Below are 22,285 nucleotides of genomic sequence, written 5' to 3' on the forward strand. Positions count from 1 at the left end.
TCTCAGCCCCATTTTTGGGGATCGCGTGGATCCCCTCCCGTCCAACCTGCGGCATCGAAGCCGCCGCTGACCTCAACGTTGAAACTCTGCGTCCCGCTCGTCAGTGCCGTCATCCATGGCGAAGGCAAAGCCGCCGCCATTCGCGACCTTGGCGGCGCGGGCCGGCTTGGCACCAACGGATTTCTTTCCACCGCGATCGGCCGCCGCCATGGTCGCCGCCTTGGCGCGAAGCTGGCTGACCGCGCGGTCGATCGGCGCGGGTGCATCGGCCGTCGCCTTGCTTGCGGCGGCGTCGATGCGGAAATAGGCGATGGTCGATTGCAATTGCTCGGCCTGCGAGGCGAGCTCTTCGGAAGTCGAGGACACCTGCTCGGAGGCGCTGGCGTTCTGCTGGCCGACCTTGTCGAGCTGCTGGATCGCCTGGTTGATCTGCGCCGAGCCGACGTCCTGCTCGCGGCAGGCGGCGGTAATCTCCTCGACCAGTTCCGCCGTCTTCTTGATGTCGGGCACCAGCTTGGCGAGCATGCCGCCCGCCTCCTGGGCCACCTTGACGGTTTCCGACGACAAGGTGCCGATCTCGGCCGCGGCGGCCTGGCTGCGCTCGGCGAGCTTGCGCACCTCGGAGGCGACCACCGCAAAGCCCTTGCCATGCTCGCCGGCGCGCGCGGCCTCGACCGCGGCATTCAGGGCGAGCAGGTCGGTCTGGCGGGCGATCTCCTGCACGATGGTGATCTTTTCCGCGATCGTCTGCATCGCCTGCACCGCGCGGCCGACCGCGGCGCCGCTTGCCTCGGCATCCTTGGCCGACTGCGCGGCGATCTTTTCGGTCTGGCTGGCGTTCTCGGCGTTCTGCTTCACATTCGCGGCCATCTCCTCCATTGAGGAGGAGGCTTCCTCGGCGGAAGAGGCCTGTTCGGTCGCGCCCTGCGAGAGCTGCTCGGCGCTGGCCGAGAGCTCCTGGCTGCCGGCCGAGACGTTCTGCGCCGCGGTCAGGGCTTCGGCCACGATCTGCCGAAGCTTCTCCACCATGCGCTCCAACGCCATGCCGAGCGTATCCTGCTCGGACAGCCGCTTGGCCTCGACGGTGAGATTGCCATTGGCGATCTCATTGGCAACGCCTGCCGTGGCATTCAGGTTGACGGTCATCGCATTCAGCGACCTGATGAGATCGCCGACTTCGTCATTGTTCGAATAATCGATCTTCTGGCTGAGATCGCCGACCGCAACGGCATCGGCGAGACCGACCGCCCGGGCAAGCGCGCGGCTAATGCTGAGCGATATCCACGTCGCCGACACCAGCGCAATCAGCAGCGCGGCAATGATGCTGCTGATGACCAGGAGCTTGGCAAAGCTGGCTTCCTTAGCTCCCTCGTCCGCAACCTCGCTCATTTGTTGCTCGTTGCGCTTGACGTATTGCTCGATGATGTCAAGCGCCTGGTTGAACATCTTGCGGCCTTCGCCACGCTCGATCGCCGCAGCCTTGATGTTGCCGGCCTCCTCCGCGAGATGGGCGGATTGCTCGGCGGCCTTGGTCAGGCGTTCAAGTGGCGTATTGAGCGGGCCGATGGAGCCTTCGGCCTGTTCGCTCGCCAGCTTCGCGATGTCGGCCTTGACGGCGTTCAGCCGCTGCAGCGCTTCCTTGACATCCGAGTCGACCTCATCGAGGTTCGAGCTGGTGTAGGCCGAAATGACTGCGCGCGAGAGGCGCGCGGCATCAAGCTTGGCAGTCAGCAGCGCCGTCACCGCCCGCTGGCTCACCGATGCTCCCTTGTTTAGTTCCGCAACCATGGCGTCGAGCAGAGAATCGAGCTCTCTGGCGGCGGGCTGCCCCTGGCCTTTCCAGATCTCGGCGGCCTTGTTGTTCGAGTTGAGCAGCGCCAGCTTGCCCGCCTGCTCCTCAAGTTCGTTCATCCGCTTCATGGCGGCGGCGGCGTCGTCGAGGATGCGCTTTCCGGCGTCACTGGCTTTGCCGTAGAGCTCGTCCCTGAGCTTGAGCACCTTGTCGCGGCGAGCCGTCATGTTGTTGTAATTGTCCTGCGTATCCTTGTCGGTGGTCGCATAGATCATCCGTATCTCAGAACGCTGCTGCGACTGGATGCCGTTCATGATGTCAGCGGCCATTTTCAAGCGCAGCGCCTGCGCGACCGTTCGCTCTTCCGCTTCGCTCAGCGCGGAGAGTTTGCTGTAAGCGATCGCTCCGGTGATCATCGACAAGACGATGACTGCGCCAAAGGCACCGGCAAGCTTCGCCTTGACCGTGAGTCTCATGTTCAGCCCCTATTCCCAATTGCCTCCGGCCCGCTTCGAAGCGGACCGGGTATTCCGTTTATCGTTGAAAATCGGCGTCGCGTTCGTCGCCGCCATCGTCCATCGTGAAGGCAAAGCCGCCGCCGCCCGCCGCTTTGACGGCGCGGCGTGCCGCAGGTTTCGCCGCCGACTGCATAGGCTTCCTAGTGCCACGCTCGGCCGCGGCCATGGTCGCAGCCTTGGCGCGGAGCTGGCTGACCGCACGATCCATCGGCAAAACCGCCTCAGACCTCTCGATGCCGGCGTTGTCGATCCGGAAGAACGAAATGGTCGATTGCAATTGCTCGGCCTGCGAGGCGAGCTCTTCGGAAGTCGAGGACACCTGCTCGGAGGCGCTGGCGTTCTGCTGGCCGACCTTGTCGAGCTGCTGGATCGCCTGGTTGATCTGCGCCGAGCCGACGTCCTGCTCGCGGCAGGCGGCGGTAATCTCCTCGACCAGCTCTGCCGTCTTCTTGATGTCGGGCACCAGCTTGGCAAGCATGCCGCCCGCCTCCTGGGCCACCTTGACGGTTTCCGACGACAAGGTGCCGATCTCGGCCGCGGCGGCCTGGCTGCGCTCGGCGAGCTTGCGCACCTCGGAGGCGACCACCGCAAAGCCCTTGCCATGCTCGCCGGCGCGCGCGGCCTCGACCGCGGCATTCAGGGCGAGCAGGTCGGTCTGGCGGGCGATCTCCTGCACGATGGTGATCTTTTCCGCGATCGTCTGCATCGCCTGCACCGCGCGGCCGACCGCGGCGCCGCTTGCCTCGGCATCCTTGGCCGACTGCGCGGCGATCTTCTCGGTCTGGCTGGCGTTCTCGGCGTTCTGCTTCACATTCGCGGCCATCTCCTCCATCGAGGAGGAGGCTTCCTCGGCGGAAGAGGCCTGTTCGGTCGCGCCCTGCGAGAGCTGCTCGGCGCTGGCCGAGAGCTCCTGGCTGCCGGCCGAGACGTTCTGCGCCGCGGTCAGGGCTTCGGCCACGATCTGCCGGAGCTTTTCGACCATCATATTCAGCGATTTGACGAGATCGCCGATCTCGTCGTTGCTAGACACCTTGATGGTCTGGTTGAGATCGCCATCGGCGACGGCACCGGCAAGGCTCACGGCACGGCTCAGCGCGCGGCTGATATTGAGCGAAATGAAGATCGCCGCCGCGATCGCAATGGCGATCGAGACAAGAGCCAATGTCATCAACAGGAGCTGTGCGTGGCTGCCCTCGTCCCTGGCCGCCGCGGCCTGGTCCGCCATGCCTTTCCTGGTGTAGGCGATATAGGCCTCGGCGGCCTCCAGCGTGTCGTTGACGACCTTACGGCCCTCCTTCGCTGACCGCTCGGCAGCCGCGGCTTTGTCGGTCTTTCCAATCTTCAGGGTTTCATCCTGGAACGCATTCAGCTTGACATAGCTGGCCGCGAAGGCGTCGAGCAGCTTCTTGCCGCCTTCGCTCGCCATCGCATAGACCGTTTCCTTCGTCTTCGTCACCGCGTCCCGCATCGGGGAGATATCCGCAGCGAACTGATCGGATTCGGTGCCGGATGTCAGAAGCGCATTTTTCTCGGCCCGAACCTGCCGGAGAATTTCCACCTCAATTTCGGCGGCTTTTTCCATACGCCCGGCGCGCAGCACTAATGCCTCGGCCGTGGCCGCCATATCAGTCAGCTTTATGTAGGACAGGCCGCTCGCCACGGCGGACAACACGATGATGACGCCGAACGCGCAGGCGAGCTTCGCCTTGACTGTGAACCTCATTTCAGCCCCTTCCCGTCTCAGCCCCGAGACGTCCCTCAATTCAGAATGCGTTCCATGTTGGGAACGATGACGAACTCTTCGCGCCATTTGGTGATGAAGCGAATGAACTCGGGTCGCCAATGCATGCCGACGCGCGGCGTCTGCTGCACGTTGGTGCGCGAAATCTCCGTCACCTCGTACACCTTGTCGGCGGTCAGCCCGACCAGGACAGGCTCGTTGTCGATATCGAGCTCAATGACGACGATGCGGGTCTCGGCGGTATCCTCGGTCATCGGCATGCCGAAGCGGATGCGCAGATCCGCAAGAGGAATGACGTTGCCGCGCACATTGATGACGCAGGGTACGAACGCCTTGGCCCCGGCGACCCTGGTGGCGGGGATCGGATCGATGATCTCGCGCACCATCCCGGCATCGAGGGCGAATTTTTCGTCGCCAAGGCCGATCATGACGACCTGGATCGAACCGTCCTGGTTGACCGCGGCCTCTTGCACCTCAGGAGCGGGCATTTAGGCAGCCTCGTTCATCTGTTGTTTTTCCGACAGCGCCTGCGCCAGCGAGACGAGCTGCGCCACGTCCAGGATCAACGCCGCGGTGCCGTCGCCGAGGATGGTCGCGCCCGAGAAGATCGTGACGTCGGAATGCAGCTTCGACAGCGACTTGATGACGGTCTGGTGATTGCCGATGATCTGGTCGGCGACCAGGCCGACGCGGGTCTCGCCGGTGGAAATGATGATGGTCTTTTGATGCAGCTCGGGCTCGCCTGCCGCATGGAGGATCTCGCGCAAGCGCAGGAACGGCACGAGATTGCCGCGCACATTGAGGAAGTTGCGCCCACGCGAGCGCTGGTCCTCGGCCATCAGCTCGACGCATTCCTCGACCGCCGACAGCGGGATGATGTAGCGGCCCTCGCCGACACGGATCAAAAGACCTTCGATGATCGCGAGCGTCAGCGGCAGCCGCAGCGTCACGCTGGTGCCTTGTCCGGGCCTGGTCGACAGATCAATCGAGCCGCGCATATTCTCGATGGTGCGCTTGACCACGTCCATGCCGACGCCGCGGCCCGACAGCGCCGAGACGGTTTGCGCCGTGGAAAAGCCGGGATGGAACAGGAACTGGTGGATCTCGTGGTCCGACAGCGCCGCACCCGGCGCGATCAGGCCCTGCTCTTCGGCCTTGGCGCGGATGCGCGCGGTGTTGAGACCGCCGCCATTGTCGCGCACCGTGACCAGGACCTGCGCGCCCGAATGAACCGCGTGGAGCTCGATGCGGCCCTGCTCGGTCTTGCCGGCGGCGGCGCGCGCAGACGTATCCTCGATGCCGTGATCGATGGCATTGCGGATCAGGTGGACCAGCGGATCGGCCAGGCATTCGATCATGGTCTTGTCGAGCTCGGTGTCCTCGCCCGATGTGACGAATTCCACTGGCTTCTTGAGATCGCGCGAGAGATCATGCACCAGACGGCGGAATCGTCCGAACAGCGAGCCGATCGGCACCATGCGCGCACCCATGGTGGTGTCGCGCAGACTGGCCGCCAGCCGCTCGATCTCTTCCGCGATGATCTTGATCGAGAGGTCGGAGCCGGCCGCCGCCAACTGGCTCAGGCGCGCCTGCGCAATCACCAGCTCGCCGACCCGGTCCATCAACTCGTCCAGCCGCTCGGCCTGTACGCGCACGGTCGCGATGCCTCGTTCTTCGCTGCGCTTGACCTCGTCGCGCCGGGTCTCGGGCCGGGCGGCCGGCTGCGGCGGCACTTCCTTGGCGACAGGCTCGGCCTTCGGCGTGGCCGCAGGCTCGGCGGCCGGCTCTGCTTTTGGCGTGGGCTCGGCGGCCGTTGGCGCGGGCGTCACCTCGGCCGCAGTCGCCTGCATCGGAGTCTGCCGTGGCGCCTCCGGCGCTGGCTGCTGTGCCGGCAGCTCGGCCTGCGTCAGCGGCATGAGCGTGAGCTTCATCTCGTCGGCGACAAACATGAAGACGTCATCGATCGCGCTCTTCTCGCAATCGGCGTGCAGCGTGACGTCCCATTTTAGGTAGCAGTATTCCGGCTCGAGCTCGTCGAGCAGCGGCACGTCGTCGGTGACGGGGACGACGAAACAGGGGCCGAGCTTGCAGAGGTCCTCGAGCAGGTCGAGCGGATTGGAACCGTTGCAAAGAATGTGGGAATCGAACTCCAGATGCAGACGCCAGCCCGCGGACCGCTGCTCGGCCGCGGCCGCCGGCTCCGCCGTGGCGGGCGTCGCCACTTCGGCCCGCTGGGCCGTCGGAGCGACGAACTGCTTCAGATCGTCCAGAATGGCCTCGCCAATGATGGCGTCCGTCGTCTCCGGCGCCTCGATCAGCGCGCGGATATAGTCCTTCGCGGACAGCGCGACCGCGATCAATTCCTGGGTCGGCTTGATCTCGCCTTTGCGAACCAGTTCGAACGCCGTTTCGAATTCATGGGTGAAGGCGGCGACCTTGTCGAAACCGAACATCGCGCCGGACCCCTTGATGGTGTGCAGCGCGCGAAAAGCCGAGTCGACCAGCTCCCGATCGTCCGGTCGCTGGCAAAGATCCAGCAGTGCCCCTTCCAGGGTCTCGAAAAGCTCGCTTGCTTCCTGGCGAAAGATCTCTGTCGGATCCAGCGCACTCATGACCGCACCAGCTTGGCGACGACCGCGAGCAATTGCTCAGGTTTGAAGGGCTTTGTGATCCACCCGGTCGCTCCGGCGCTCTTGGCCTCCTGCTTGACCGCGTCGTTGGATTCCGTGGTCAGAAAGACGATCGGCATCCCGGTCAGCGCGGGCAGCTTCCGCAACGCGCGGATCAGCTCCAGCCCGTTCATCGTCGGCATGTTGAGGTCGGTGATGACGAGGTCCGGTCGCTTCGCCTGGCATTGGGCCAGGCCCTGGGCGCCGTCACCGGCTTCGAGCACGCTGTGACCAGCAGGCTCGAGGACGACCTTGATCATCTGGCGGATACTGGGGGAATCATCGACCGTCAGAACGGTAGCCATCAGACGCCATCTTTCTTTTCGTTGAAGGGATGGTTGGCCATCGCCTCGCTGGAGAAGCCGGCGCGGCGAAGCGTGTTGCGGAAGTTTTGCGAGAACGAGGTGAGCACCACCGGGCGCCCCTGCGCCTGGCCGGTCTTGGTCGTGGACAGCAATAGCTGGATCGACGTCACATCGGCCTTGGCGACGTTCGAACAATCGATCTCAAGCGGATCTTGCCGGCTGAAGGCCTCGCGGATCAGCTCATAGACGCTACGGATCGCCGCGATGCTGCAGTCTGCCGGAAGCCGGAGTGACCACTTCGACTCGGTGGCATTAGGCGTCATTGCGTCCCCCGTCCCGAATTCGCCATCCGTCCGGCGCGAATTCATTCCCACGGGACTTTCACAATGGCTGATGAGCAAACTCCTAACTAGAGAGCCCGTGTAAATACGGGGTTAAAAGAACTTTAGGTTGCAAAGCTGGATTGCCGGGCACTCTCATTCGCGCGAGGAACGCGATCATCGCGCGCGACGCGTGCGCGTTTGCGGAAAACGGATGCAGCTTCCCGCCAGGCGACCGCGATCGTCTGTGCCGCGCGAGCTCGACGCTCAAGAATTCCGAATTTAAGTTCGATCGCCGCTGCGCTTGCGCAAGAAAATTCGGCCTCGATCGGCGATTAATAACTTATAAAAACATGTTTAGGTTGTGGACGCACCAGGCAAGGTCGGCCGAGCCAGCCGTCACGAAGTCGTCGCAACTTCTGAAGCGACAAGCGTCGCGCTCTTGGTCTCGATCGAAGCCGCGACGGCAACAGCGGTTCTCAGTTCGACCAAACGGAGAGTTAGCCAAACCTTCACACCTATCACGCTAGTGTGACGCAGGGGAGCGATGCGGATTCGCATCGCTCGAAGGGGAAACGCCGTGCAGAAATTCTTCCGCAGCATCAGCAGCCGGATTCTGCTCATACCCATCGTCGCGCTGCTGGCACTGATCGTGACAGGCCTGGTTTCGATCCGCGTCATCGCCAATGTCACGCTGGAGGAACATCAGGCGCGGGCTCGCGCGGTGACGGATGCGGCAACGAAGATCGTTGAAGCCTTCGAGGCCAAGGCGGCGCGCGGCGAGATGCCGGACGAAGCTGCCAAGGCGGCCGCCAAGGACGTGCTCCGCGCCATTCGCTACGACGGCAATGAATATGTGATGGCGCGCCGCCTCGATGGCATCATCGAAGTCAACGGACTGTTCAAGGACCGCGAAGGCGCCCCGTCGCTCGAATCCAAGGATGCCAACGGCACCTATTTTGCGCGCGACATGATCAAGGCGGCCGAGGCCGGCGGCGGCTTTACTTATTATCTCTGGCCGAAAATGCCGAACACGCCGCCAGTGCGCAAAGCCAGCTATGCAAAGCTCAGCGGCCGCTGGAAGTGGGTGGTGGGGACAGGCGTCTATCTGGACGACGTCGAAGCGGCCACCTGGGCCAGCGCGATCAACGCGGCATGGATGATCGGCGCCGTGGCTCTGCTGACTTTCGCCGTGGCTTACTTGCTCGGCCGCCGCATCACCGGACCGATCCTGCGCCTGACCGAGGCCACCCATCGGCTGGCCGAAGGCGATACGGCGACCGCCGTGCCCGAGGTGGAGAGGCGGGACGAGATTGGAACGATGGCGCAAGCCGTTGCCATTCTGAAGGAACGATCGGCCGAGGCGACGCGTCTGGCCGCCGACCAGGACCGGTTGAAGGCCGAAGCCGCGCTGGAGCGGCGAGCGGCGATGCACAAGCTCGCCGACGGGTTCGAGGCGTCCGTGAAAGGCGTGGTCGAAACCATCGCAGATTCCGCGAGCGAGATGAAAGCGTCCGCCAACGCGATGACCCGCGCGGCGACGACCGCCAGCGGCGAGACGACCGCGGCGGCTTCCGCTGCCGGTCAGACCAGCACCAATGTCGGCACCGTGGCTACGGCAACGGAAGAGCTATCGTCCTCGATCCGGGAGATTTCCCGCCAGATCACCCATTCCTCGCAAATCGCCTCCAGCGCGGTTTCGGAGGCCGATCGCGCCAAGACGACCATGGCGCGCCTCGAAAATTCCGCCCAACGCGTCGGCGATATCGTGGCGCTGATCAGCGGCATCGCCGAGCAGACCAATCTCCTGGCGCTGAACGCGACGATCGAAGCCGCGCGCGCCGGCGAGGCCGGCAAAGGCTTTGCCGTCGTCGCCTCGGAGGTGAAATCGCTCGCGACCCAGACCGCCAAGGCGACCGAGGAAATCCAGGCCACGGTGGCGGAGATTCAGTCCATGACCGGAAGCGCCGTCGAAGTCATCCAGGGCATCGGCGGCGTGGTGGCGCAGATCAACGAGATCACGTCCGCCATTGCCGCCGCCGTCGAGGAGCAGGGCGCCGCGACCAGCGATATCGCAGCCAACATCCAGCAAGCCGCCGCCGGCGCGCGGCAGGTCTCGGAAAGCGTCTCGGCGGCACAGAGCGCGGCGAGGCAGACCGGCAGCATCGCAAATGATGTGCTGGGCGCAGCCGACGGGTTCTCCGGCGAAGCCGAACGCCTGCGACGCGAAGTCGCCGGCTTCCTCGCGCAGGTTCGTGCGGCCTAGAGTTCAAGCCCGATCGCGAAAGGCCGCCTGCAAAGTGCGCAGCGGCTTTTGGAAATATCGCGCTCAAAATGGAAAACAAAGCGCGATCGGGATCAAGTGTGGTCCGGTCGGAGCATCCGGACGCACGCCGATCACCGGACCGAGCACGGGTCGCCGAGCCGGAAATTGCAGTCCTTGGAGGACGTTGTTGGCGGCGGCGTGAGGAGCCGCCGGTGATCGGACCTTCTGGAGGGCCGGGATTGACCTTAACAAAACGATACCGTATCGTTTTACGTAGATGATTTCGACTTGGCCGGCCAGCGATGCTTGCCGCCGAGCCGGATGGATCTCCGGCGTACACGCGAATCGCAGAGGTCATTCGCCGCAACCGGGCTCATCAGCCCCGACGTCCGGTCGCGTCGTATGGCGGCCGGTCTGAGCCTGTTGCTCAGATCGGCCACATTCTCTCGCGGTCTTCGTGGACGCGAAGTGCGCGGCCGGCATCGACCTCATCGCGGTCCCTGGCAATAGCCAGATCGCTCGTGCAGCCCTGCTGCGAACGCTCACAGGCTCTCCCGCTATCGGAGGCCATGGTTTGAATGTGGCAGCCGCAGCGCCGGATTTGCTGCCTGGACGGACGTATCGGGCGAAGCAAAGGAAATCTATTGTTATGAGTTGCGGACCGAAGAGACATCGCCGTGGGAGCTTGGCAGCGTGCCCCGTTGCCAGAGCTGTGTGCGTGGCGGTCGCAGCAATGATGCCCATAGGGCGAGCCGATGCCGGCGATCGAGAAGGAACGCTGGAGGAACGGCAAGCCTGCACGCCCGATGTGTTTCGACTTTGCAGCGACCAGATACCGGATGTGGATCGGATCGTTGCGTGTCTCAAACAGAACGTTCGCAGCCTGAGTGAGCCATGCCGCATCGTGATGTCGGATCGGGACGCCACCAAGCGGACGCAGGACCCGAAATGATGCATTCGGCAGGGACTACCGGCAATCCGTGGGCGGGGACCCGATGCTGACTGGTGAAGTTTCGAACCGCAAAGCCCGTAGAGCACCCTATGTCCAACAAGTGCCTGGTTGCAGCCCTCTTCCTCTCGTTGGCGTCAGTCGCCGCATCGCCTGCGATGGCCGACCTCGCCGTCAGCCCGGCGGCCACGTCGCATGAAGGTGGCACAAACCTCGATATCACCGCGGTGACCATCGACCGCGAGCTGGAGCGTTTTCGTGCCGCTGAAGTATCGTTGCGCCGGGCGATGGCGATCGCCGAAACGCTGCACAAGGGCGCGAGAGCCGCGGATATCAGCTTCGACGGTGAACCCACATCACCGGTCTATTGGGTGACAACGGTAAAGAACGATCAAATTTGGAAAGACGCAATCGATGCAAAGACCGGGGAGGTCAGCGCCAACGGAACTGCCTTATCCCTCAAAGAGCTGGGCCTGGAGGATCGCAGCAACCTTAGTGCTCTGAAGTCCGTTCGCCAGGACCTATCGGACGCCGTGCTCGTCGCGGAGAAATCCGCATCCGGCAAGGCGATCAGCGGCGGGCTGACGAACGAGGGCGGCAAACTGAATTTCATTGTCGTCGTTGTCAGCGGCGATGACCTCAAGCAAGTCGTCCTCGAACCTCCCAGGTCGCGCCGCGGGGGATCGGCTCGCCGCCGCTCGCCGTAATCTGACGCGCCGCGGGTTCGACCCGCCCCGCGCTGGCCGGCTCATTCGAGGCGATCCGGCGGCAGGGCGGCTCCGGTCCCATTCTGGCAGACACGCCTTCGCAGGCCGCATTTAGTTTTGCGTTAAGTTTCGCCGGGATACCATTCCAAATTGCTAAAATGCAATTGACCCGCGCGACCCAAGAAACCGGCCGATGCTGACCCAGGCGCTCCTTGTTGATGATAGCCGCTCCGTGCTCGACTTTTTGAAGCGGCACATCGAAGCGGACGGCATGGTGCAGGCAACTGCCTTCCTGGATCCCTTGCAGGCGATTGCCGCAGCCCGCACGCGCGATTTCGACATCGTGCTGGTCGACTACGAGATGCCGAAGATGGATGGCATCGCCTTCATCCGCACCCTTCGCAGCCTGCCGAGATGTGCCGAGATTCCCGTCGTGATGATCACCTCGATCGAGGACGATGAGGTGCGGATGCAGGCGCTGCAGGCCGGCGCCACCGATTTCCTGCCCAAGCGTCCGCAAAGCCTGGAGATGAGGGTGCGCCTTCGCAACCTCGTCCGGCTCGGCCTTGCGGTCAGAAAGCTCAACGATCGCACGGCTCACCTTGCCAGCGAGGTGGCGGCGGCCACGCAGAAGCTTCAGGAGCGCGAGGAGGAAATCATCCTGCGCCTGGCGCTCGCGGTCGAATATCGGGACAACGACACCGGCGAACATACGCTGCGGGTCGCCAAATACAGCCGCCTCATCGCCGAGGAGCTCGGCCTTTCGGAGCGGTTGTGCCGCGACATCTATCTCGCCGCGCCTCTGCACGATGTCGGCAAGGTCGCGATCCCCGACAGTATCCTGCTCAAGCCCGGCCGGCTGAACGAGGAGGAGATGGCGATCATCCGAACGCATGCCGCGATCGGCGGACGCATCCTGGCGGACAGCCACTGCGAATTGATTCAGCTTGGTGCGGCGATCGCCTTCGCTCACCACGAAAGATGGGACGGCACCGGTTATCCCCGCGGCCTGGAGGGGCCGGAGATTCCGATCGCAGCCCGCGTGGTCGCGGTGGCCGACGTGTTCGATGCGCTGACGACCAAGCGGCCCTACAAGGAGGCAATGCCGCTGACGGAGGCGCGCGACTATCTCGTGAAGCGAAGCGGTCAGGAATTCGACCCGGCCTGCGTCGACGCCTTCTTGTCGCGCTGGGACGACGTGCTGGCCATCGCACGGGCTCACACCGCGCCGCTTCCAACCCTTAAGGACGCGGGCGCCCTCGCCCCGCAATGAACCAAGGGAGTGGCGCGGGCATTCATGGCCGTGCGGCAATTTTGTGTGCGATCGCCGTTCGGCCATTTCGAAATAGCCTTCCCGCCATACGCAACGTTTCGGCCTTCTCGACGTTGACCTCGCCACACAGAGGCGCATTCCCAAAGCTTCCGCGCGATGGTATGCCGGCCTCATTGCGGCGGGACGGAGAGCTTCGGTTCCCGCAAGAAGCGGCAACCCGACAGGCGCGATAACGGCAGAGGGATGATCGAGAGGGTTCTTCTCGCTGACATTGGCGGCACCAATGCGCGCTTCGCGCTGATGGAGCGCGGCAAAATTGGGCCGATCCGACACATGCGGGTCGCCGATTACCCGCGCGCGAACGACGCGATCGCGGCCTTTGTGGCGCGTCATGCCGCGGAACCGCCCACGGCGGCCGTGCTGGGCGTCGCGGGCCCGGTGGAGAACAATCACTGCCTCATCACCAATAGCGGATGGCTGCTCGACGGCGCCGAGCTCACAAAGCTGTTCGGTTTTGCGAGTGTCCATCTGCTCAACGATTTCGAAGCGCTGGGCTGGTCGCTGCCGGGATTGCAGCCGGCCGATCTCTTTCCGCTCGGGACGCAGCCTCCGATGCCGGGCGCGCCGATGCTCGTGCTCGGGCCCGGCACCGGCTTTGGTGCCGCCGGATTCCTGATGCAGGGCGCGCAGCCCCTGGTGGTCGTCACCGAAGCCGGGCATGCGACGTTGCCCGCAACGTCCGAGCGCGAAGAGCAGGTCATCGCGCAATTGCGCAAACAGTTTGGGCACGTCTCGATCGAACGGGTGCTGTCGGGCTCGGGCCTTGAAAACCTCTATCACGCGCTGGCGACGATCGATGGCATCGCCGCGGCAGAGCGCGATGCCGCCGAGATCACCCAGGCCGCGCTTGACGGCAGTTGCGCCGTCAGCGTCGCGGCGCTCGATCTGTTTTGCGCCTTTCTCGGCAGCGTCGCCGGCAATCTCGCCCTGACCTTTTGCGCGCGCGGCGGCGTCTATATCGCCGGCGGCATCGTGCCCCGTTTCGCGGATCGCATAGCCCAAACGAAGTTTCGCGAGCAGTTCGAGAGCAAGGGACGCTATGACGCTTATCTGCGCGCCATCCCGACCAACGTCATCATCACCCCCGACAGCAGCTTCATCGGGCTCAGGATCTTCTTCGAACAGAGCGTTTCGGCGACCGCATCTGCCGTGCAAAGCCGATAGCGGCCCTCGTCAGCATCACCCGCAACTCCGGCGGTCGACCTTTTCAAGGTTGGTTGGGCAGATTGTCCCGGTTGCCAAGCTGCGGGCCATCTCACAAGGACGCGAGCGGCATCAACGCGGCGGGGCTCATCAACCCGCCCTCGCACCCGAAAACGGCTTCTCGATCAGGGCCAGTTTCGTTTCGACGAATTTTGTCGGCAGCCCACGTTCCCCGGTAAACTCCTTATAGGCCTGCATGGCTCCGTCGTACGCGTCTCCGACGCCATCCACCCACATATGCCTGGGCTTTGACCAGCAATCGTCGACAACGATGACCCCGCCCGGGCCAAGCCGCGGATAGATCCTTTCCAGGCCAACCCTGACCGGTTGGTAGAGATCCACATCGAGCAGACAGAACGAAATACGGTCCGGCAGGAGAGAGTCCTCCACCGTCGAGATGTCGGCTTCGAGAACCTTGATGTCCGTGATGTGCCGTCTGGCAAGCGACTCCTTGAACCACGCGGCATTGTTGTTCTTGAATTCCCATTCGTAGTTCTGGACCTTGCCGCGCTGCTCCTTCTCGACGTGAATGTCTTGGGGCGTGAAGCCGCAAAACGTATCGATACAAACGTATTCTTTGTGAATGCCGGAATCCGCAAGGTATTCATAAAGAAACGTGGTGGTCAGGCCGTGTGCACAACCGATCTCGACAATCGAACCGTCTACGTCGGCGGTGCGGTCCAGGCAGTGCGCGAGGAAGCACAATTGTCGCGGAAAATACTGAAACTGATAGCGCGGGTACCAAAGCTTGCGAAAATAGCCCCTCAACATCAGTTGACGGTACCCTTTCGCTGCAATTGCATGCGCAATTTCCCTGATCACGTTTCACTCCCGAAGTTCCATGTTCGGTTGTTTGGCCGGAAGAGAAGCGGTGAGCTTTCGGTTCGTCTTCCTCAGAGAAGCCTTTGTTGCGGCAAGGCCGGGACATAACCGACGATTGTTGCTCGCGCAGATTGCGCTATCCAACCGTATCAATCGACAGGAATCAAGCCTGTGCGCGCTCGCAAAATCGTGAGCTGCTTCGCGGCGAAAGCAATGTGCGTCGACCGCGGTTTCCCTAGCCGCTCAGCCGCGCCCGCGCCAACACGGCGCGGACGGCTGCGACCGGCACCGCAAACCCTAAGCCCGGCGCGTCCGGGCGGCGGCTTCGCGCGACATTGATCCCGACAAGCTCGCCGCGCCCATTGATCAAGGGGCCGCCCGAATTGCCACGCTCGATCAAGGCATCGGTCACGATCAGGTCGGCGTTTTCGATGCCCGGACAGGAGCGATGCAGCGCGCTGATCATGCCGAAAGTCGTGCTTTGCCCACGCCCGAGCGGATGGCCGACGGCAAATACGTGGTCGCCGACCTGCGGGCCGTCCGCGTTTCCGAGCGCAAGCGCGCTAAGTCCTCCCGGCGCAATCCTGAGGATGGCGAGATCGTCGCCTTCAGAGGCAGCAATAACGGCCGCATCGAGACGGCGGCCGTCGGAAACGGCGACCGTCACGGCTTCGGCATCTTCGACCACGTGATGGCTGGTGACGATCAGGCCGAGGTTGGCGTCCACGATGACGCCCGAGCCGATCACGTTAAGATCCTGTGGCAGCGGCGCGTCGGGAAATCCTGCGGCGGGATCGACCGTCAGATGTCCATTGGGCGGGCGCTTGATGCTGGTGACCGCAACGACCGACGGCGAGGTGCTGTCGACCAGCGGCGCAAGCGAGGACTGCGGAAACTCGGCATGGCTTGGCTGCCTTTGCACGCTATAGGTCGGCGCTGCCATCAGGACCAACAGCAGAGCCGTGCAGGCGCCGGCCAGCCTGCCCGAATGAAAGATCATCAAAGCCATCTCGCGTTGCCGCTCGCGCAGATTTGGAGAGGCTATGCGAAGGCGCAAGTGCGTGTTGAGGCATGTCAAGCTTGCCCGGAGCGCAATCCACGCGCAACAATCGGGGCAACGAGGTTCCGATCCAACCATTCCTCGCGGCGGCGCTTGATTCATGTCAACGCCGAGTGCCTGATGGTTGGGATGATCGGCCCGCTTCCGGCGGAGGAACAGCATGATCAAGGATATCCTGGTACAAATCCCGACGGAGCGGCCGGCGCGGCCCGTTATCGATGCGTCGGTCTCGCTGGCCGTGGCCTTCGGCGCCCATCTCGATGCGCTGGCGGCCGGCTATATATCGGCGAGCACCGCCTATGTGATGGATGGAAGTGCGGGCGCCGCCGTTGCCGCCGTGTTCGAAATGGAGAAGGAGAGAGCCGCCCAGCGGGCCGCTGCGGCGCTCGACGTGTTCGAGGCCGAGGCGCGAAACGCCAAGATCTCGTACGAACGACACGCGATCGAAGAGGCGCCGGCGGATGCGGCGAGCTCGATCGCCGCCGCCGCACGAGTCCATGACTTGACCGTCGTGCCGCAGCCGGAGGCGGGAGGCGACAGCTTCGACAAGATCATTCCAACCGAAGTGCTGATTCAGGCCGGCGGGCCCGTGCTGTTCGTGCCCCACATCTTTCGCGGGCCCTTCACGGCCAAGCGTATCGGCATTTGCTGGGACGGAAGCCGGCAGGCGGCCCGTGCGCTGAGAGATGCAAAGCCCTTCCTACAGAAAGCGGATGCGCTGATGGCGATTGCGATCAATGAGGAGAGCGCACCGACGCAAGCATCGGCCGCAAACCTCGCCAAGCACCTCGCGCGCGCCGGACTGCCGATCAGGATCGTCGAACTTGCGGCGGAGCGCGCCGATATTCAACCCACCATCCTGTCGTTGGCGGCGGATGAAGATCTCGACATGCTGGTGATGGGAGGCTACGGCCATTCGCGCCTGCAGGAAGGCATCCTGGGCGGCGTCACGCGGGCGATGCTGCGGGCCATGACCGTGCCGACGCTGATGTCGCATTGAGGCCGTTGAACCGTGATCGCTTTGGACTAAAGCGCGATGAGATTGAGTTTAATCGTCATCGCGCTTTAGCTCTTTGATTGAGCATGATTTTTTCGGAAAACCGCTACGCACTTTTCCGGATCATGCTCTAAGACAGGCTGCCGGAAGGGACGTCGGCAAGGGATGATCAGTCGCTGTGAGGTGGTCGTCCCGTCATCGCCGCGCAAACGGCTTCGCCGTTTGTCGCTTGAGGCGATCGTCACCAGGTCCGCGCGAGCCGTGGCCCGATGACAGGCTCCGCAAGCCTCGAAGGATGACGGGCAGCTTGAGAGCCCGCGTCCAGCTAGAGAGCGTTTCACGTTTTGATGGAAGCGTATCCGGCGTTTTCGAAGTAGTTGCTGCATTCGTTGGGCTGGATGGTTGTGACGAGGCTGCCGATATGGCGGCAAATCTCGTCGATCGTGCGCTTTTGGGCGGTGCGCATCCAATGCTTGATCTTGGCGAAGGTCTGTTCGATCGGATTGAGGTCGGGGGAGTATGGCGGCAGGTACCAGAGCCTCGCGCCGGCGGCTTTGATCAAGCTGCGCAGGACAGCCGACTTGTGACTGCCGAGATTGTCCATGATGACGATGTCGCCGGGCTGAAGCTGCGGAACGAGAACCTGCTGGACATAGGCGCGGAAGCATTCGCCGTTGATTGGGCCGTCGAACAGGCACGGCGCGGTGAGGCGGTCGCAGCGCAAGGCGCCAAGGAATGTCAGCGTCCGCCAATGGCCATGTGGCGTGAAGCTCCGCACCCGCGCGCCTTTTGGCCCCCATCCGCGCAGTGGGGCCATGTTGGTCTTAATCCAGGTCTCGTCGATAAAGACCAGGCGTCGGGGATCGAGCTTGGCCTGCCATGAACGCCAGCGCTGGCGTCTACGTGCGACGTCGGAGCGAGCTCGCTCGAGGGCGAGCAGCGTTTTTTTTGAACCGCAGCCCTTCGCGGCGCAGAAACAGCCAAACTGCATTGTGGGAGACCTTAACCCCTCGCGCGGCGAGTTCGTCCTTCAAGGCATGCAGCGTCAAATGCGGCGTCTGGCTAATCCGTTCCCTGATGAAGGCGCGATGCGGTTCAAGCACCGGCTTACGGTGGCCGCCTATCTTGCCAGGCGCTACCGAGCCGGTCTGGCGATGACGCTGCGACCACTTCACCACGGACGACACCGCAACGCCAAACCTCGCTGCGACCGAACGACAGCTCTCACCCTTCGCAACCGCCGCAACAACACGCTTACGCAGGTCATTGGAAATTGGTCGAACCATCGGATGCTGGCCTCCAGTCCCAGCCAGCAGCATCTTGAATCACATTCGCCCCAAATCCGGAATCCCTCCCGATTCAATTAAGCCGTGAACCGCTCTAACAGGCGCGATTCTAAGCCTGGGGCTTTGCGCGGCCGCTTTTTTCGGCGGCACGGCGCAAGGCGTCGGCAAGCGCGCCACCGCCGGACTGCTCCTGCGATTTGCGGCCCGCCGTGGACCGCATCGCGGAACCGGCGCTGTCGCGCGTCCCCTTGCCGTCCTTCTTCGGACCGACCTCGTCATCGAGCCGCAGCGTCAGCGAGATGCGCTTGCGGGCAACCTCGACGTCCAGCACCTTCACCTTCACGATGTCGCCGGGCTTCACCACCTCGCGCGGGTCCTTGATGAAATTCCTGGACATCGCCGAAACGTGGACCAGCCCGTCCTGGTGCACACCGATGTCGACGAAGGCGCCGAAGGCGGCGACGTTGGTGACGGTGCCCTCCAGGATCATGCCGCGCTTGAGATCCTTGATCTCCTCGACACCCTCCTTGAACACGGCGGCCTTGAAGGCCGGGCGCGGGTCGCGGCCGGGCTTTTCCAGTTCGCGCAGGATGTCGGTGACCGTCGGCAGGCCGAACGTCTCGTCGACGAAGGCCTGCGGCTTGAGCTGACGCACGATCTCGCCGTTGCCGATCAGCGCCTTGATGTCGCTCTTGGTGGCGGCCAGGATCCGCCGCACCACGGGATAGGCTTCGGGATGCACGCCGGAGGCGTCGAGCGGATCCTCGCCGCCATTGATGCGCAGGAAGCCCGCGCACTGCTCGAAGGCCTTCGGTCCGAGCCGCGGCACCTCCTTCAGCGCCTTGCGTGACTTGAACGGGCCGTTCTCGTCGCGATGCTGCACGATGCTTTGCGCCAGCGATGGGCCGATGCCCGACACCCGCGACAGCAGCGGGACGGAGGCGGTGTTGACGTCGACGCCGACCGCGTTCACGCAGTCCTCGACCACGGCATCCAGCGAGCGCGCCAATTTGGCCTCGCCGAGGTCATGTTGATATTGCCCGACGCCGATCGCCTTGGGGTCGATCTTCACGAGCTCGGCCAGCGGATCCTGCAGCCGCCGCGCGATCGAGACCGCGCCGCGCATGGTCACATCGAGATCGGGCAATTCTCCCGAGGCAAAGGCCGAGGCCGAGTAGACGGAGGCGCCTGCTTCCGAGACGACGATCTTGGTCATCTTCAGATCGGGCAGCCGCTTCACCAGTTCGGTCGCGAGCTTGTCGGTTTCGCGCGAGGCGGTGCCGTTGCCGATGGCGATGAGGTCGACGCGGTGCGCGATCGCGAGCTTGCCGAGGATGGCCAGCGCCTCGTCCCATTGCCGCTGCGGCTCATGCGGATAGACCGCGGTGGTCGCCAGCACCTTGCCGGTCGCATCCACGACGGCGACCTTGACGCCGGTGCGGTAGCCCGGATCGAGCCCCATGGTGACGCGTGCTCCCGCAGGCGCGGCGAGCAGCAGGTCGCGCAAATTGGAGGCGAACACGCGCACCGCTTCCGTTTCGGCCGCATTCCACAGCCGCATGCGCAGATCGATGTTGAGATGGAGCTGGATCTTGGTGCGCCAGGCCCAGCGCACGGTCTCGAGCAGCCAGCGGTCGCCCGGCCGGCCCTGATCCGAGATGCCGAAGCGCTGCATGATTTTCAGCTCATAGGTGCCGGGCACGCCGGCCGCCGGCGCCTGCGGTTCGGGATCGATCTGCAGGTCGAGAACTTCCTCCTTCTCGCCCCGGAACATCGCGAGAATCCGGTGCGAGGGAAGCTTCTGCAGCGGCTCGCTCCAATCGAAATAGTCCTTGAACTTCTCACCTTCGGTCTTCTTGCCCTTGCGCACGGTCGAGACCATCCGCCCTTGCGCCCACATCTCCTCACGGAGCGCGCCGATCAGATCGGCATCTTCATCGAAGCGCTCGACCAGGATGGCACGCGCGCCCTCGAGCGCGGCGGCGACATCGGCGACGCCCTTCTCCGCATCGACAAAATCCTTCGCCACCTGCTTGGGATCATTCTGCGGCTCCTTCAGCAGCAGCTCCGACAAGGGTTCGAGACCCGCCTCCTTGGCGATCTCGGCCTTGGTGCGGCGTTTCGGCTTATAGGGGAGATAGATGTCTTCCAGTCGCGCCTTGCTGTCGGCCGCCATGATCGTGGCTTCGAGCGCGGCGTCGAGCTTGCCCTGCTCGCGGATCGACTCGAGGATCGCCTTGCGACGTTCTTCCAGCTCGCGCAAATAAGTGAGCCGCTCCTCCAGTGTGCGCAACTGCGCGTCGTCGAGCGCGCCGGTCAGTTCCTTGCGATAGCGGGCAATGAAGGGGACGGTGGCGCCGCCATCGAGCAGCGTCACCGCCGCCTCGACCTGCTGCTCCCGAACCCCAAGCTCTTGCGCAATCTTCTGATTGATATTTGCCACGCAAACTTCCTCCGACGCGAAGCAGCCAACCCTGCCGGCTGCGAGGACGCCGCTTATGGACCAACTCCGATTGATTCCTCAAGCCGGTGCGCGCGACGCAAAAGGCACACCCGAAAGCGTTGGGGATATTGTTGGCACGCAGCTCGGCGCGCTTCCGCTGCAAAGGGAGAAATGCAGCGCCATAACGATGGTTGGATGATAAGTAGCTGAAATCGCTGCTTAGTCGGGGAGCACGGCGAGTGGCGATCCCGGCATGACTCGAACATGCGACCTACGGTTTAGGAAACCGCCGCTCTATCCAGCTGAGCTACGGGACCGCGCGCGCCGCCGCGCTGCAAGCTCCATAGCAGAGCGCGAGGCGGATCGGAAGCCTCCCGGAGGTAGGTCCTTGCCGCCGTTTCCAGCGGTGGGAGACCGGGAGCGCTCGAGCCGACCTGCAGGCGAGCATACGCCAGCCGCGCAGCCCGGTCAGGCGCGTCCCCCGGCGCTGCGCCAAAGCGCAAGCCGACCGCTAGTTACTTCTGATCGACAACGTGCCTCAGGACGAGATCGGATAGCTGCGTCACAAGCGCCCGCAGCCGGGCATTTTCCTCGAGCAGTGCAATCACATCATTATCCAAATCACTATCCGACCTGTCCTCATCGCATTCCAGCCGCGACGGCAGAACCCGATCCTTGGTCGACGGCGAATAAACGTTTCCCATGACTGACATCCCCTGGCCAACTGAACTCCGCCGAGTCAGGTCTGTTACGGATGACCAGGAACGTGGGCTGAGTCGGCGTCGAAATTTGGACCGTTCCAAGGGGAAATTAGAGCGGCTATGCAGCGAACACTTGGCGCGGTCAACTTGCCGCGGAAATCAGCGCTATCGCAGGGATGCGCGAGTTCACATAGGTTAATCTGACAGCCATCCTGCCATAGCAAGCGGCAGGGTGTCTGGCCCGACCCCAAGAGAACGGAATGGAGTGCCGATACTCCTTCGGCACAGCATTGCGATACCGGGCTGGCGCCGTGCCGCCTCGATCGATTGCGCAATTCCTGGCGTCTGCGATTCGCGCCGTCCGCCGCGCGCTCTTCACTTAGCCGCAACGCGTATTTGCCGACAGGATGTCGTGGAGCACCTGCTTCTGCATCGACGGGAAGGTGGTCACTGAAATATGTCCAAGCTCCGGGTTGTTTTTCATGTCCACATTCTTGAGCGAGCCATGAAAATTATCGCCCGGCTGCACAGTCGTGCCGACCCCGTCGGAAACATAGAAGTTCTCCAGACTATGCACATTGGCGGGGACGGCGCCCTTGATCACGGGATCGAGCGTCACGATCAGTGCGACATGCATGCCGGCCTTGTTGAGACGATCGGCCATCATCAACGCGCCGGTCGCGCCGAAGGAATGGCCGACCAGCACGATCGTGCCGACCCGGCCGGTTCGGCAGTCCTCGATGGCCTCGTTGGCGAGCGACAGCGCGAAGACGTGATTGGCGACCTCGGTCTCGATGTTCCTTTCCTTGAGTTCCTGCGCGAGTTGGTCGATCCCGGGCGACAGAACGTTGGTGAAGCCGCGCAACAGGAAGACCTTTTCGCGCGGCGCACCGGCCGCGTGAGGCTGCGCTTGCGCCAGGCTGGCGCGCGCCGACAGACAGGCGAACAGTGCGACAAAGAGGAAAGCAGCAGCAACACGCGCCATCGCAGACATCCCAGATTCCGTTCCTGCTCTCATCTTATTGGAGTCGAACGGGGGGCGGAAGTGATCGCTTGGCAACAGCGCCCTGACGAATCGCGATGTGCCTTGATCCCGTCAGATCACCGCGAGCTTCACGTCACGTTCGACGGCACGCCGAGGGAGATGAGCGCGGATAGAGACTATAGAGTCCG

At 63.5% G+C, this 22,285-nt stretch carries 17 protein-coding genes and 1 tRNA gene; 5 read left to right on the forward strand and 13 right to left on the reverse strand.

Translation table 11 applies throughout. The annotated features are described in order from the left end of the window. Positions 1 to 72: 72 nt before the first annotated feature. From P6U23_RS38220 to P6U23_RS38245, 6 genes are read right to left on the reverse strand one after another with little or no spacing between them, the layout of a single operon-like run. Positions 73 to 2,268, reverse strand: a complete 2,196-nt coding sequence (locus P6U23_RS38220; RefSeq protein WP_407177434.1) for a methyl-accepting chemotaxis protein — start codon at positions 2,266 to 2,268, stop codon at positions 73 to 75. 58 nt (positions 2,269 to 2,326) lie between these two features. Next, a complete protein-coding gene (locus tag P6U23_RS38225) occupies positions 2,327 to 4,033 on the reverse strand; it encodes a methyl-accepting chemotaxis protein (protein ID WP_407177435.1) in 1,707 nt (568 codons plus the stop codon). A 35-nt stretch (positions 4,034 to 4,068) separates the two neighbouring features. Beyond that, positions 4,069 to 4,539, reverse strand: a complete 471-nt coding sequence (locus tag P6U23_RS38230) for a chemotaxis protein CheW (protein WP_407177436.1) — start codon at positions 4,537 to 4,539, stop codon at positions 4,069 to 4,071. Then, positions 4,540 to 6,663: a chemotaxis protein CheA gene (locus P6U23_RS38235; protein WP_407177437.1), complete on the reverse strand. Its 2,124-nt coding sequence runs from the start codon at positions 6,661 to 6,663 to the stop codon at positions 4,540 to 4,542. It lies immediately after the preceding gene. Further along, positions 6,660 to 7,025, reverse strand: a complete 366-nt coding sequence (locus P6U23_RS38240; RefSeq protein ID WP_024512185.1) for a response regulator — start codon at positions 7,023 to 7,025, stop codon at positions 6,660 to 6,662. Before P6U23_RS38240 ends, P6U23_RS38235 begins: the two co-directional genes overlap by 4 nt. Then, positions 7,025 to 7,348, reverse strand: a complete 324-nt coding sequence (locus P6U23_RS38245) for a lipid asymmetry maintenance protein MlaB (RefSeq protein ID WP_407177438.1) — start codon at positions 7,346 to 7,348, stop codon at positions 7,025 to 7,027. Before P6U23_RS38245 ends, P6U23_RS38240 begins: the two co-directional genes overlap by 1 nt. A 577-nt stretch (positions 7,349 to 7,925) precedes the next feature. On the opposite strand from P6U23_RS38245, the gene P6U23_RS38250 reads away from it, so the two are divergent. The 4 genes from P6U23_RS38250 (at position 7,926) to glk (ending at position 13,764) form a co-directional block, all read left to right on the forward strand. After that, complete coding sequence (locus P6U23_RS38250; RefSeq protein ID WP_407177439.1) at positions 7,926 to 9,611, forward strand: methyl-accepting chemotaxis protein; 1,686 nt, start codon at positions 7,926 to 7,928, stop codon at positions 9,609 to 9,611. Positions 9,612 to 10,652: 1,041 nt separating this feature from the next. After that, positions 10,653 to 11,267: a PepSY domain-containing protein gene (locus tag P6U23_RS38255; RefSeq protein WP_407177440.1), complete on the forward strand. Its 615-nt coding sequence runs from the start codon at positions 10,653 to 10,655 to the stop codon at positions 11,265 to 11,267. Positions 11,268 to 11,460: 193 nt separating this feature from the next. Next, on the forward strand, positions 11,461 to 12,540 hold the full coding sequence (locus tag P6U23_RS38260) for an HD-GYP domain-containing protein (protein WP_407177441.1): 1,080 nt from the start codon (positions 11,461 to 11,463) through the stop codon (positions 12,538 to 12,540). Between the two features lie 243 nt (positions 12,541 to 12,783). Next, on the forward strand, positions 12,784 to 13,764 hold the full coding sequence (gene glk / locus P6U23_RS38265; RefSeq protein WP_407177442.1) for a glucokinase: 981 nt from the start codon (positions 12,784 to 12,786) through the stop codon (positions 13,762 to 13,764). Positions 13,765 to 13,893: 129 nt separating this feature from the next. Here the strand turns inward: glk and P6U23_RS38270 are convergent, their stop codons facing one another. Further along, entirely contained in the window at positions 13,894 to 14,625 is a 732-nt protein-coding gene (locus P6U23_RS38270) for a class I SAM-dependent methyltransferase (RefSeq protein ID WP_407177443.1), read from the reverse strand. A gap of 235 nt (positions 14,626 to 14,860) precedes the next feature. Beyond that, positions 14,861 to 15,625, reverse strand: coding sequence for a S1C family serine protease (locus tag P6U23_RS38275; protein ID WP_407177444.1), 765 nt, complete (start codon positions 15,623 to 15,625; stop codon positions 14,861 to 14,863). Positions 15,626 to 15,845: 220 nt separating this feature from the next. On the opposite strand from P6U23_RS38275, the gene P6U23_RS38280 reads away from it, so the two are divergent. Continuing rightward, on the forward strand, positions 15,846 to 16,685 hold the full coding sequence (locus P6U23_RS38280) for a universal stress protein (RefSeq protein ID WP_407177445.1): 840 nt from the start codon (positions 15,846 to 15,848) through the stop codon (positions 16,683 to 16,685). A 334-nt stretch (positions 16,686 to 17,019) separates the two neighbouring features. Here the strand turns inward: P6U23_RS38280 and P6U23_RS38285 are convergent. The 5 genes from P6U23_RS38285 to P6U23_RS38305 form a co-directional block, all read right to left on the reverse strand. Further along, positions 17,020 to 17,968, reverse strand: a protein-coding gene (locus P6U23_RS38285) for an IS630 family transposase (protein WP_407177446.1) whose coding sequence is annotated in 2 segments (ribosomal slippage) — positions 17,020 to 17,631 and positions 17,633 to 17,968 — 948 coding nt in all. Because the reading frame shifts where the segments join, the coding sequence is not laid out codon by codon here. A 109-nt stretch (positions 17,969 to 18,077) separates the two neighbouring features. Continuing rightward, positions 18,078 to 20,411, reverse strand: a complete 2,334-nt coding sequence (locus P6U23_RS38290; protein ID WP_407177447.1) for a Tex family protein — start codon at positions 20,409 to 20,411, stop codon at positions 18,078 to 18,080. A 240-nt stretch (positions 20,412 to 20,651) separates the two neighbouring features. Beyond that, positions 20,652 to 20,728: transfer RNA gene (locus P6U23_RS38295), tRNA-Arg, on the reverse strand. A 198-nt stretch (positions 20,729 to 20,926) separates the two neighbouring features. Further along, entirely contained in the window at positions 20,927 to 21,115 is a 189-nt protein-coding gene (locus tag P6U23_RS38300; RefSeq protein WP_407177448.1) for a hypothetical protein, read from the reverse strand. Positions 21,116 to 21,491: 376 nt separating this feature from the next. Continuing rightward, the gene (locus P6U23_RS38305) at positions 21,492 to 22,097 is read right to left on the reverse strand and encodes a hypothetical protein (RefSeq protein WP_407177449.1); all 606 of its coding nucleotides are present in this window, start codon (positions 22,095 to 22,097) and stop codon (positions 21,492 to 21,494) included. Between the last annotated feature and the right edge of the window lie 188 nt (positions 22,098 to 22,285).

The sequence above is a fragment of the Bradyrhizobium sp. STM 3562 genome, assembly GCF_045571435.1.
GTDB lineage: Bacteria > Pseudomonadota > Alphaproteobacteria > Rhizobiales > Xanthobacteraceae > Bradyrhizobium.

What these genes read in the sequence shown, in the direction of transcription:
- P6U23_RS38225 (WP_407177435.1), bottom strand. Translation starts at nt 4,033, where the DNA reads ATGAGGTTCACAGTCAAGGCGAAGCTCGCCTGCGCGTTCGGCGTCATC.
- P6U23_RS38230 (WP_407177436.1), bottom strand. Translation starts at nt 4,539, where the DNA reads ATGCCCGCTCCTGAGGTGCAAGAGGCCGCGGTCAACCAGGACGGTTCG.
- P6U23_RS38260 (WP_407177441.1), top strand. Translation starts at nt 11,461, where the DNA reads ATGCTGACCCAGGCGCTCCTTGTTGATGATAGCCGCTCCGTGCTCGAC.
- P6U23_RS38300 (WP_407177448.1), bottom strand. Translation starts at nt 21,115, where the DNA reads ATGGGAAACGTTTATTCGCCGTCGACCAAGGATCGGGTTCTGCCGTCG.
- P6U23_RS38235 (WP_407177437.1), bottom strand. Translation starts at nt 6,663, where the DNA reads ATGAGTGCGCTGGATCCGACAGAGATCTTTCGCCAGGAAGCAAGCGAG.
- glk (WP_407177442.1), top strand. Translation starts at nt 12,784, where the DNA reads ATGATCGAGAGGGTTCTTCTCGCTGACATTGGCGGCACCAATGCGCGC.
- P6U23_RS38275 (WP_407177444.1), bottom strand. Translation starts at nt 15,625, where the DNA reads ATGATCTTTCATTCGGGCAGGCTGGCCGGCGCCTGCACGGCTCTGCTG.
- P6U23_RS38220 (WP_407177434.1), bottom strand. Translation starts at nt 2,268, where the DNA reads ATGAGACTCACGGTCAAGGCGAAGCTTGCCGGTGCCTTTGGCGCAGTC.
- P6U23_RS38255 (WP_407177440.1), top strand. Translation starts at nt 10,653, where the DNA reads ATGTCCAACAAGTGCCTGGTTGCAGCCCTCTTCCTCTCGTTGGCGTCA.
- P6U23_RS38245 (WP_407177438.1), bottom strand. Translation starts at nt 7,348, where the DNA reads ATGACGCCTAATGCCACCGAGTCGAAGTGGTCACTCCGGCTTCCGGCA.
- P6U23_RS38280 (WP_407177445.1), top strand. Translation starts at nt 15,846, where the DNA reads ATGATCAAGGATATCCTGGTACAAATCCCGACGGAGCGGCCGGCGCGG.
- P6U23_RS38305 (WP_407177449.1), bottom strand. Translation starts at nt 22,097, where the DNA reads ATGGCGCGTGTTGCTGCTGCTTTCCTCTTTGTCGCACTGTTCGCCTGT.
- P6U23_RS38240 (WP_024512185.1), bottom strand. Translation starts at nt 7,025, where the DNA reads ATGGCTACCGTTCTGACGGTCGATGATTCCCCCAGTATCCGCCAGATG.